The organism is Aeromonas sp. Y318-3, from assembly GCF_027706185.1.
In the GTDB taxonomy this organism is placed as follows: domain Bacteria; phylum Pseudomonadota; class Gammaproteobacteria; order Enterobacterales; family Aeromonadaceae; genus Aeromonas; species Aeromonas veronii.
In genome coordinates this window covers 1-1,162 of sequence record NZ_JAPDCN010000049.1, presented here as the reverse complement: position 1 = coordinate 1,162, position 1,162 = coordinate 1, and the positions used below count along the sequence as shown (strand labels likewise).

At 61.5% G+C, this 1,162-nt stretch carries 1 protein-coding gene; it reads right to left on the bottom strand.

The window, feature by feature from the left end:
* Nucleotides 1-202: 202 nt before the first annotated feature.
* Nucleotides 203-1,162, bottom strand: a 960-nt coding sequence (intI1, locus tag OKB77_RS23925) for a class 1 integron integrase IntI1 (RefSeq protein ID WP_118972047.1), incomplete at its 5' end; no start/stop codon positions are given.

Sequence of the window (1,162 nt, the reverse complement as noted above, 5' to 3'; positions counted from 1 at the left end):
TGTCGTTTTCAGAAGACGGCTGCACTGAACGTCAGAAGCCGACTGCACTATAGCAGCGGAGGGGTTGGATCCATCAGGCAACGACGGGCTGCTGCCGGCCATCAGCGGACGCAGGGAGGACTTTCCGCAACCGGCCGTTCGATGCGGCACCGATGGCCTTCGCGCAGGGGTAGTGAATCCGCCAGGATTGACTTGCGCTGCCCTACCTCTCACTAGTGAGGGGCGGCAGCGCATCAAGCGGTGAGCGCACTCCGGCACCGCCAACTTTCAGCACATGCGTGTAAATCATCGTCGTAGAGACGTCGGAATGGCCGAGCAGATCCTGCACGGTTCGAATGTCGTAACCGCTGCGGAGCAAGGCCGTCGCGAACGAGTGGCGGAGGGTGTGCGGTGTGGCGGGCTTCGTGATGCCTGCTTGTTCTACGGCACGTTTGAAGGCGCGCTGAAAGGTCTGGTCATACATGTGATGGCGACGCACGACACCGCTCCGTGGATCGGTCGAATGCGTGTGCTGCGCAAAAACCCAGAACCACGGCCAGGAATGCCCGGCGCGCGGATACTTCCGCTCAAGGGCGTCGGGAAGCGCAACGCCGCTGCGGCCCTCGGCCTGGTCCTTCAGCCACCATGCCCGTGCACGCGACAGCTGCTCGCGCAGGCTGGGTGCCAAGCTCTCGGGTAACATCAAGGCCCGATCCTTGGAGCCCTTGCCCTCCCGCACGATGATCGTGCCGTGATCGAAATCCAGATCCTTGACCCGCAGTTGCAAACCCTCACTGATCCGCATGCCCGTTCCATACAGAAGCTGGGCGAACAAACGATGCTCGCCTTCCAGAAAACCGAGGATGCGAACCACTTCATCCGGGGTCAGCACCACCGGCAAGCGCCGCGACGGCCGAGGTCTTCCGATCTCCTGAAGCCAGGGCAGATCCGTGCACAGCACCTTGCCGTAGAAGAACAGCAAGGCCGCCAATGCCTGACGATGCGTGGAGACCGAAACCTTGCGCTCGTTCGCCAGCCAGGACAGAAATGCCTCGACTTCGCTGCTGCCCAAGGTTGCCGGGTGACGCACACCGTGGAAACGGATGAAGGCACGAACCCAGTGGACATAAGCCTGTTCGGTTCGTAAGCTGTAATGCAAGTAGCGTATGCGCTCACGCAACTG